Here is a 10185-nt window from a genome sequence, read left to right as displayed (position 1 = left end):
TCGGGATGCCTGCGCTGGACCAGGTCTGGCCATTTCTTGAAGCGGTGCCGGGACTGCGTGGTAACCACATAGCGTTTCCTGGGCTTCACCAAAAGATTGTTCTCCCGCATCAGGGCAAAGAAGGAATCCCTTCCCAGGCCCACCATGGATTCGCCCATCTCGCGAAGCAGGATGCTCCGCAGTTTGATACAGCCCATCCGGTGGGAGTCCTTACGGATCTCGCCCACGCGCTTCAATATCAAGCCGCTCCGAACCTCGGTCTCCTGCTCCCTGGCCGTCTTTTTATAGAAGGATTGCCGTTTTTTGCCAAATAGCCCACAGAGCCGTTCAAGGGAGATATTCCCAAAGCTCACTTTCATTTCTTGGACGATTTGGCACCAGACTTTTTTCCGATCTCGGTACCAAAGAGTTCCTCGGCCTTCTTGATCATCATCTCCAGGGCAGTGATCTTCAGGTTAGCCTCGAAGAGATCGTCCCTAAGCTCGCGCTCGCTCTTGTTGGAAAGATCAAGTTCTGGAGCGTCCGTGGGAACTTCAAGGTCCAGCTCACTTTCCCATTGCTCATACCACTTCAGGAAATAGCGAGAGGTAGCCTCGCTGTTGAGATTGTGCTTCCTGGCCAGTTCGGAATGGCTCAGCTTACCCTCTAGGTATTCCCTGGCAACAAGGATCTTCAGGGTGTCGCTGTGAACTGGGGCAACCCCTCCTTTACGTTTTTTTGTCGGTTTACTCATGTCGTTAAATTTACGTTTTAATTGTTCGGATTTTGTAAACCATTTTCAGGAACGGACAAATAGACAACAGACAAAAGACGACAGATTTCGAAGTAAAGATGTTTTGAATGCTTATTGAAAATCAATACATCAACTCAGAAAGAATAGATGAATTAAGATTTGTTTGAGGAAGTTTTAATTTGTTCGGTATTTTATAGAATACTTTTAACAAATTGATCTATTATGTGTGAGATTTATTAATAAAAAAAGCTTGCTACCTATTGATAGCAAGCTTTAAAAATATGATCAAATTGTTAATTGATATAAGATAAGGTTTCATGAACTTCATACGTTACTGCATTTAGCGTATAACGATAGGTCAATGTAATCGTTTTATTATCTGGATCATATGTTCCTGATCCCGATACGTCTTGCAGACTACTCCAAGGACTTACTTGAATGGTATTGTCTTCATTTATTGTTAACAATACAGTTTGGGAATCACGAGTTGTATTAACCTCACTTACATCCCCGATATACATTCGAAGTTGGTTGATAGCAGTTGCTTTGAGAACCTTATTCTTTTGAAGATTTGCAATACTATTATTTCCTAAATGCTTACGTGTACCTAACATTCCATAATTTCCAGAAAAGTTATTCTTTAGCTTTACCAAAAGAATTAACTCCTTTAATTTAGGATTGACTTCATATTCCGAAACGTGATCAATCGTGATCGGAATAGCATGAACTGAATCGGTATGAAGATTTGCAGTTTGAATTAAAATTGCCTGTCTTGCAAAAATTTCCTCACTAGATTTAATCCATAAATTATCCTTGTTTGGAAGTTCGAATAATTCCGTTTTGATTGGTTTTAAAAACGATTCGGTATCATCAGCTTCAAAATACTTATCGTTGTAACTTTCAATAATAGATAAGGGATTGGAAAGTTTTACTTGCACATCCTTATCAATATTTAAAGAACCTGAGCTAGAGACCGAAACAAAAGTCTCTACGGGTTTATTAGAATATTCCAATTCTACTGTTCTTGTAATATCCTGTGCTCCAACCAAATAAATTAATTTTTGATATTGCTCTGATTCTATAGGTGCTTTATCACAGGCAGCAAAGAAAACGGAGCCTAAAAGCGCTAATTTTAAAATTTTTGTCTTCATAATATTTGCACTTACCATCCAGGATTTTGAGTTAATTTATTGTTCTTAGTTATTGCACTATTTGGGATAGGCCAGAAGTACATCTTATGCGTGAAAGTTCTAAAAGCATATTTATGCTGAATATTAGTCACACGATAGAATAAATTTCTTTCTGTATTTTTCTTTGTAACATCCATACCTCGAACAGGTTCATTTTCTGTCAGATGAGCAATTCCCCAACGACGAACATCATGATATCGTCTACCTTCATGCGCGAATTCAACTAAACGTTCTCTTTTTATCAGCTCTCTAATGCGTTCTTTATCTTGAGCATCCGTAACGGTAATTCCTGGAAGACCTGCTCGGAATCGAATCATATTGAAATATTTAACAATATGCTCAGTATTCCTACTCACCGTATAAACGATCCCAGTACTAGCAGATTCATCTGAGTAGCTACCATTTAACTCATTTATTGCTTCCACATAATTTAAAAGGATCTCTGCATAACGGAATGTAGGGAAAGTTTTGGTTTTCACTGCGCCTCCCGACCATAAGTTATCCTCTGGGTGGGTATACTTTTTCATGGTGTAGCCTGTTAAGTTGTAATCCTCTGGATTTGATGATTGAGGAGCGGTATTACCATTCGAATAATAAGTAATTGTCTGGTAAGTTCTTGCCTCTGGATTCTGACTAGGATTGGTCAATGAGTTTGCTGGCCAAAAAGCTTCAGAGAAACCGATAGATGCATAAAAACGAGGTTCTCTGTTTTTGAACATACGTGCAGCTGTTCCTTTTAAGGTATAGTTAGAGAAAACTGAATCTGCCCCGATTGGTTCAAAGTAATCAGCCGTAGTTTCATAATCCTTACCAACATTGGTATAATAACCATCTACCAATGCTTGAGTTACGCCTAAGCCATTCCATCCTCCCATGTGTAATGGGAAAGTAATAGATAAGGCATTACGATCTAATGCTGCAGGATAAATAATTTCCGGATTTCGTACATCAATAGTTTCTCCATTAAACATTTCAGCATATGATTTATAAGGATCAATACCACCTATTCCATTCGGGAATGCTGCTAATGAAGCGGTTGTGTTTTTAGGAACAGCGGTGTTCTCATCTGCTGCAACTGTATGTAAATTGAATTGTCCACTCTCAATAATTTTTAAAGATGCCAAAGCAGATAATGCCCATTTCTTCTCATCGTAATTTTGAGAAATCAGATGTTTTCCATCTGAACCAACCCAATCAGCATAGAATTTATTACCATTGAACCAAGGACTTGCCTGATATAATCGTACTCTGGAAATAACTGCAGCAGCGGCATATTTCGTTGGTCTGTTGAAAAATGCAGCAGCACGTTTTTCCTCTAAGAAATTGAATGCTTGTTCCATATCATTACATATATAGTCCACACATTCATCATAGGTACTACGTTCGAAGGATAGGTTGTCTATTGATGCATCAACCTCTAAAGGATCATCTGGTAAAACAGGCACTGGTCCGTATAATTGAATCAGTTGATAATAAAAGTATCCACGCAAGAAATAAGTCAATCCTAAAATCTCACGTTTTTCTAGAGCTTCTAAATCTTTAGCTTCATCAATTCGACCTAAGATCGTATTACATTTACGGATCCCTTGATAATAGCGTTCGTAATTGTTATAATAAGTCGAGAAAGGAGTTACTTCATCAGCCGTTAGAAAAGTACCACCATATTCTGCTTTCTTCCAGGACATCATAACTTCATCCACAGCAGTCATATATGGTCCATAAGAAGATCCATAGAGTGCACCCTCATTAGGGAGTAAACCAGCAGTTCCCCAAAGATAGCGTTCTAAGTATTCCTGACGAGCGAAAATACTATCCAGGGGAGTAAAATCATTAAAATAAGAATCCATATCTAAGTAACTACAAGACGAAAAGAATCCTGTACTTAAAAACATTCCAGATGCTACGAGTATTTTATTTATTAATTTCATTGTTCTCAAGATTAAAAGGTTATTGTAATTTGACCTGTGTACATCCTTTGTACAGGATATACAGCACCATTGGAAGATGCTTGTCCTGGATCCCATAACTTCACTCTATCCCAAGTTCCTAAGTTATACCCTACTAACTGAAGGATTATATTTTGTACACCAAAGCGTTTTAAATTCAATTGATCTGAAGATAGACGATAAGATAAATCCACATATTTCAGACGTACATAGCGGCCATCAGCCTGCCAGAAAGTAGAATTACGATTGTTATTTGCTGAATTTCCATAAGTTAACCTTGGGAATCGAGCATTAGGATTTTCTGTTGATGGATCTCCAGAATACCATGATGGAATCCAACGATTACTTGGATCATTCACAATAGTTAGGATATTACCTACTTCTCCACCTACAAATGGATAATAGCCATTACCACCGTAGAAATAACTAACATCGCTCACACCTTCGAATAAGAAGCTTAAAGTGAATTTCTTATACTCCACAGAAGCGCCTAATCCATATTGAAATTTCGGTGTATTGGAGAAAGAAATTGGAACAATATCATCATCATTTACAACACCATCACCATTAACATCTTTATAGCGAATATCACCCGGTAAAACCTCTCCAAATACTTGTTTTGGACTACTCATGATCTCTACTGAATCTTTAAATAAGCCCATAGAAATCAAACCACGATTGATTCCAAGCGGTACACCAGAATATGATTGATAAGGATATTTTGGAATATCTTGATCCCAGTGAACAACTTTACCTTCTGCAAAAGTGAAGTTGGCACGAGTTGTAATTTTTAAATCATTATTGATTCGAAAGTTATAGTAAGCATTACCATCAAAACCTTGCGAGCGCATTTTACCAACATTGACAAAAGGTTTATTTACTACCCCTACCTCAACTGGCATTAACTGTCTTTCTTGGAAGATCCCGTCACGTAAATCTTTGAAAATATCAACAGTCAATCCTGCTTTATTGTTGAAGAACTGAAAGTCTAATCCAAGGTTATATTTTTTGGCAACTTCCCAACGTAGGTTGTCTGCGCCTATTTGCCCTTCTGTCAAACCATTTGCCCCCCATCGTCCAGCATTGTTAAAGTTTACATAAGTTAAGTATGGGAATCTTCTGGAACTGATTTGGTCATTTCCTACTTGTCCATAAGAACCTCTGATTTTGAAGAAATTCAATGCACTCAAGTTTTCTTTAACCCATTTGTATTGCGTAGGAACCCAACCAGCAGCAATACTCGGGAACCATCCAAATTGCTCACCTGGTTTAAAGTTCTCTGAACCCGTGTAACCAATATTAGCTTCCAAGAAGTAAGTATCTTTTAAGGAATAAGTAGCACGTCCAGAAATAGCTTGATAGCGTTTAGGAATGGAGTTAATTTCATTATCTGCAGTCGATGTCTGGAAGTCAGACATGTAATAATGAACTAAACCACCAATACGATGATCACCGAAAGAACGGTCATAATTTAAACGGGACTCAAAATAATGTTTCCGATCATAGAATGTTGATTTCGCAAAAGATATGCTTTGTTCTGAAACTGTACGTTGGATCATCAAAGTACCATCGTTATAACGACCATAGGCTTTGTAAAGGTCAGGCATTTTACGTCGGATCATATTGTGTCCATTGTTGGTAAGGTAAGAATACAATGCATGGAATTTCAAACCTTGGGTGATCGAATTCAAATCTTGCGCTAATGAAAAGTTTATTTTCGTAGTACCTCTATTGGAATTCTTAAACCCAGTGTGATTTAACAATACGTATGGAGAAATTTCATTACCATTGATACCATATGCTGGAAGACTTCCATTGCTATATCGAATTGGTACTGTAACTGGTGTTAAATTAGCTTGAGCATTCCATAAGGCATTATTGTTATCTCCAAAACCAGGTGCATTTTGATTGATTATTGCACCATCTAATCCTAAGGATAAGACTGTAGTAGGCGTAATATTTGCATCAATATTGGCTCTGAAATTGTACTTTTTCCAATTTACATTGGTTTTATATTTGTTAGCAGATAAATCTTGATTGAACACAGCATCTTTGTCAATAGCACCTACGGATACAAAGTATCGCGCAATCTTTCCACCACCTGAAAGATTCAGGTAATGTTGGTTATTAAAAGTATATTTTTTTAGGATTTCTTCCTGCCAATTTACATCGGCATAAAGATCATAATCCATTCCATACTTCATAATTTGTAACTCAATATCAGAGTATCGAGGGTCCAATCCACGAACCTGTCTCGCTTCATTGGCTAATTGAGCATAATCATATGCACCGAGGTATTCAGGCATACGAGGAGAATAGCTTAAAGAAGCATTGGACTTTAAAGTAATATTCATTTTACCAGCTTCTCCTTTGTGTGTGGTTACTAATACCACACCATTCGCGCCACGTACTCCGTAAACTGCGGTAGAAGATGCATCCTTCAGGATGGAAAATCCAGAAATGTCAGAAGGATCTAAATCATTTAGGTTCCCTTCTACCCCGTCAATCAAAACCAATGCACCTGAGTTTGCACCAAAGGTTGATATACCGCGGATCCAAAATTCGGAGAAGTCGTTTCCAGGTTCACCACTACGTGTGGTGGAGATAATTCCCGGTACAACGCCACCTAGCATATTGGTCACTGATGTCGAAGGACTTTGCAATTGTTTTGGATCAACAGTAGTTACAGCCCCTACAACAGAAACTTTACGTTGGGTTCCCATCCCTACAACTACGACCTCTTCCAAATCTCCTTTCTTTTCTTGCAAAACAGCTCGAAGAGCTTGAGATGCCGTTAATACCTCTAAACGTAGGGTGTCATAACCCACAGCGGTAAGAATTAAGGTATTTGGAAGGGAAACATCTTTTAGCACAAATCTTCCTTTGTCATCAGTGGATGTTCTTTTATTTGATTGGGTGAGTACACTTACTGTTACACTTGCGATTTTGGCTCCTTGGGCATCCAACACCTCTCCCGACAGGTCAGAGCTGCTGGTTTGCCCATAACTCATCAAAATCATGAAGCAATAAAATGTGGTGCTTAAAGTGGCCTTTAAGCATTTATTTAGGTTAGTAAACATGTTTTTTCTTTTTAGGTTTTTTCGATTATTATGAACTAATAATTGTCTAAATAAGGTTTAGGTATTGATTATTCGATCGCCAATTTACGGATACAATGATTATTTTGGTCAGCGATATAAATCATATCGTTACGATCCACCGCCACGCCAGTAGGTTGATTAAACTTGGCTTGAGCAGGTAAACCATCAACATAACCAGCTGAACGAGGAGTACCAGCAATAGTCGTTACAATACCATCAAGACTGATTTTACGAATACAGTGGTTGTTTTGATCCGCAACAATTATATTTCCCTCTAAATCCACAGCGATACCACGAGGATAATTGAATTTTGCTTGATCAACAGGACCATCTGCCCATCCAACTCCACTACCCGCCCAAGGAATTACAGTAGCTGAATTATAGTCATCAGCAACCTTTATTTTATAAATCATATTATCTGCATTATTAGCACAATAAAAATGATTATCTACTGGATTGAAAACCAAATGTCCATTCTGTCCACCTGATACTTGTTTAATATCGCCTATCGTTTTTGTAGTTAGAATATTTGGTTTATTTAAATTAATACGTAAAAATGGACCTGAGTTTTTACGTGTAAAAATATACTCTGGGTTTCTTGGGTCCATCGCTAAGCTATGGTGGTAACCAGCATTATCGTATTTACCAATTCGTTCTAAAATCCATTGTGTTTCTGCATCAAACTTGAATAGGTATTGATCGTTGTCTGTTGTAAAATATAAAACACGTTTATCAGCACTGAAAACAGGTTGGGAAAGCGATAATTGAGAAGTTAGGGTAAGCGTGCGGTTTTCTTTTTGAGAGAGAAGACGTAATTTGTAAATCTGGTTATCAACTACAAATATATTATCTTCATTATCCACACCGACATACCTAGGTAGATTAAAAGTTGCTTGTGCTAATGTTCCATCTACTCCCCCAGCTTCCTTCGCTTTTCCAGAAACTGTAGTTACGCTTGAAGCAATGTTATACTTAAATTTTTTGCCAGGAAATGATATGGAATCATCTTGCGTTACAACGGATATGACACTTTCATCCCCTGGTTGTTTAGGAACAAGACCATAGATCGCATTATCCTTGATTTGAAGAAGCTTCGCTTGCTTTTCATTGAAATAGACACGAATTTGTTTTAAATCCGTACCAAAATTTTGACCAGTAATGATAAATTTTGTAGCTATTCCCCCTGAATCTGGGTAAAAATTATCAATACTTGTAGTTCCATTCGTAGAACCTACAGAGTTTTCATCCTTACAAGATGATGTAAACAAAATGGCACTGAATAGGATTAATAAATAATCCTGTCGATGAAAAAAAGAGGATATCCTCTTCCTAAATCGGAGACCGATTAAATGGTAATCTTTCATATAGGTTTAGGTTTGTTAGTTAATTACGGGACTTAAGTTATACATAATTTATTTATTTCCTAAATTCAACCCTAAAACAAACGATTGCATAAATTGCACAATCGTTTGTTTTATTTTACATACCTTTAAAATTCATCTACAAATAGTCTTATTGCTATACACCAACAGTTGATTATAATTTATTAAATTACCTATGTATTTGTTATTTAAAGTTGTAGGAAATTTTCAGAATATTAAATAACCTAAAGTTGTTATTGAACATTATTTATTTTAGGATTACTTGGAAACCAATTATGCTGCTGTAAGAAAATAATTACAATATTATTTTGCCATAAACTTTAGGGTTAGGCTTATTTTTTCTATCCTTGTTATGTAGACGGTCTTTCCTAAAAAACCTGTTCTACATCAACCATCAAACTTATTCAATAAAAAGTAACTAATCTAAACCATGAAAAATCACATTTTCATATTCTTAACTTTTGTTCTTTGCAGCATTATGACACCAGTTGTGGGATATGGACAAAACATCGTATTACCAAATTCTAGGCAAATCAATTGGCAACAGGCAGAATTGGGGGTTGTATTCCATTATGACCTTCATGTATTTGACGGCAAAAAATACAATCAGACTAGAAATAGGCTTGTGCCAGTTCCAGACATTCAAATTTTCAATCCTAGTCAATTAAATGTTGAGCAATGGGTTTTATCGGCTAAAGCCATGGGTGCAAAGTTTGCCATATTAACTGTCACTCATGAAACAGGTTTTGCGCTGTACCCTTCAAAGTATAACCCATATAATGTTAGTCAGCTAAAATTTAAGGATGGCAAAGCCGATTTATTACAAGATTTTGTTGATGCCTGTCGAAAACACGACATTAAACCGGGCTTCTATATAGGTATTCGCTGGAATAGTTTCTTTGGTGTACATGACTTTGTAGTCGATGGTGCTGGTGAAATGCAGAAGAACCGACAAAAATATTATAATGCGATGGTAGAGGGTATGGTCGAGGAAATATGCAGCAATTATGGTGAACTCTTTGAAATTTGGTTTGATGGTGGGGCTAGCCATCCCGATAAAGGTGCACCGAATGTATTGCCTATTGTTCAGAAATATCAGCCGAATTGCCTATTTTATCATAACGATCAGTTGGCAGAAGCTCGTTGGGCAGGTTCTGAATCAGGGACAGTAGGTTATCCAAATTGGTCTACCTTTCCATATAACTTCACTGGATCGGGAGAGTCAGCTCCTAAGCCAATTTATGAAAATGGCTATAGATTGCTAAAACATGGTGATCCAAAAGGTCCGTATTTTGTCCCTGCAATGGCCGATGCACCGCTTCGAGGTGCACAAGGTAGACATGAATGGTTCTGGGAACCGGGTGATGAAAATGCAGTCTATCCCTTAGCAGAACTTATGGACATGTATCTAAAATCAGTTGGGAGGAATGCTACCCTTATTATGGGAATTACACCTGACGATAAAGGTCTCGTTCCAGATGGCGATTTTAAACGAATGGAAGAATTTGGTCAAGCTATCAAAGAACTATTTTCCAAGCCGATAGCAAAAACTGTAATAGAAGGTCTTTCCGCAGAATTAAAGCTAAAGAAAAAACAACCTGTAAGCTACATCATGATTCAAGAGGATATCAGGCATGGACATCGTATTATGGAGTTTAAAGTAGAGGCTAAAATAGGGAATACTTGGAAGACCATAGTGGAAGGAACTTCGGTTGGAAATAAATTTATTCATAAATTAGAGACACCTATTCAATCTTCACAGATCCGTCTTCGAGTCCTAAATTCAATCGCCCAACCCAAAATAATCAATTTCTCTATCTATTAATTTATTAA

6 protein-coding genes and 1 pseudogene are annotated in these 10185 nt (G+C 37.4%); 1 reads left to right on the top strand and 6 read right to left on the bottom strand.

The window, feature by feature from the left end; genetic code table 11:
* The 6 genes and pseudogenes from ABD676_RS08025 to ABD676_RS08000 all read right to left on the bottom strand — a co-directional run.
* Positions 1 to 359, bottom strand: a pseudogene (locus ABD676_RS08025) (hypothetical protein); the annotation flags it as partial.
* Positions 356 to 733 (bottom strand): transposase, encoded by a 378-nt coding sequence (locus ABD676_RS08020; protein WP_344674080.1) that lies wholly within the window; start codon positions 731 to 733, stop codon positions 356 to 358. The gene ABD676_RS08020 and the pseudogene ABD676_RS08025, both read right to left, overlap by 4 nt.
* Before the next feature lie 293 nt (positions 734 to 1026).
* Positions 1027 to 1884, bottom strand: a complete 858-nt coding sequence (locus ABD676_RS08015; RefSeq protein WP_344674079.1) for a BT_3044 domain-containing protein — start codon at positions 1882 to 1884, stop codon at positions 1027 to 1029.
* Between the two features lie 11 nt (positions 1885 to 1895).
* A complete protein-coding gene (locus tag ABD676_RS08010; protein WP_344674078.1) occupies positions 1896 to 3851 on the bottom strand; it encodes a RagB/SusD family nutrient uptake outer membrane protein in 1956 nt (651 codons plus the stop codon).
* Between the two features lie 11 nt (positions 3852 to 3862).
* Positions 3863 to 6949, bottom strand: coding sequence for a SusC/RagA family TonB-linked outer membrane protein (locus ABD676_RS08005; RefSeq protein WP_344674077.1), 3087 nt, complete (start codon positions 6947 to 6949; stop codon positions 3863 to 3865).
* 68 nt (positions 6950 to 7017) lie between these two features.
* Positions 7018 to 8334, bottom strand: coding sequence for an IPT/TIG domain-containing protein (locus ABD676_RS08000; protein WP_344674076.1), 1317 nt, complete (start codon positions 8332 to 8334; stop codon positions 7018 to 7020).
* A gap of 448 nt (positions 8335 to 8782) precedes the next feature.
* On the opposite strand from ABD676_RS08000, the gene ABD676_RS07995 reads away from it, so the two are divergent.
* Entirely contained in the window at positions 8783 to 10177 is a 1395-nt protein-coding gene (locus ABD676_RS07995) for an alpha-L-fucosidase (RefSeq protein ID WP_344674075.1), read from the top strand.
* Positions 10178 to 10185 lie beyond the last annotated feature (8 nt).

The organism is Sphingobacterium kyonggiense (assembly GCF_039536825.1).
Classification (GTDB): Bacteria; Bacteroidota; Bacteroidia; order Sphingobacteriales; family Sphingobacteriaceae; genus Sphingobacterium; species Sphingobacterium kyonggiense.
This window is presented reverse-complemented; position numbering and strand designations above follow the sequence as displayed.

Coding starts and splice junctions, on each gene's coding strand:
- ABD676_RS08000 (WP_344674076.1), bottom strand. CDS start 8,334: ATGAAAGATTACCATTTAATCGGTCTCCGATTTAGGAAGAGGATATCC.
- ABD676_RS08015 (WP_344674079.1), bottom strand. CDS start 1,884: ATGAAGACAAAAATTTTAAAATTAGCGCTTTTAGGCTCCGTTTTCTTT.
- ABD676_RS08010 (WP_344674078.1), bottom strand. CDS start 3,851: ATGAAATTAATAAATAAAATACTCGTAGCATCTGGAATGTTTTTAAGT.
- ABD676_RS08020 (WP_344674080.1), bottom strand. CDS start 733: ATGAGTAAACCGACAAAAAAACGTAAAGGAGGGGTTGCCCCAGTTCAC.
- ABD676_RS07995 (WP_344674075.1), top strand. CDS start 8,783: ATGAAAAATCACATTTTCATATTCTTAACTTTTGTTCTTTGCAGCATT.
- ABD676_RS08005 (WP_344674077.1), bottom strand. CDS start 6,949: ATGTTTACTAACCTAAATAAATGCTTAAAGGCCACTTTAAGCACCACA.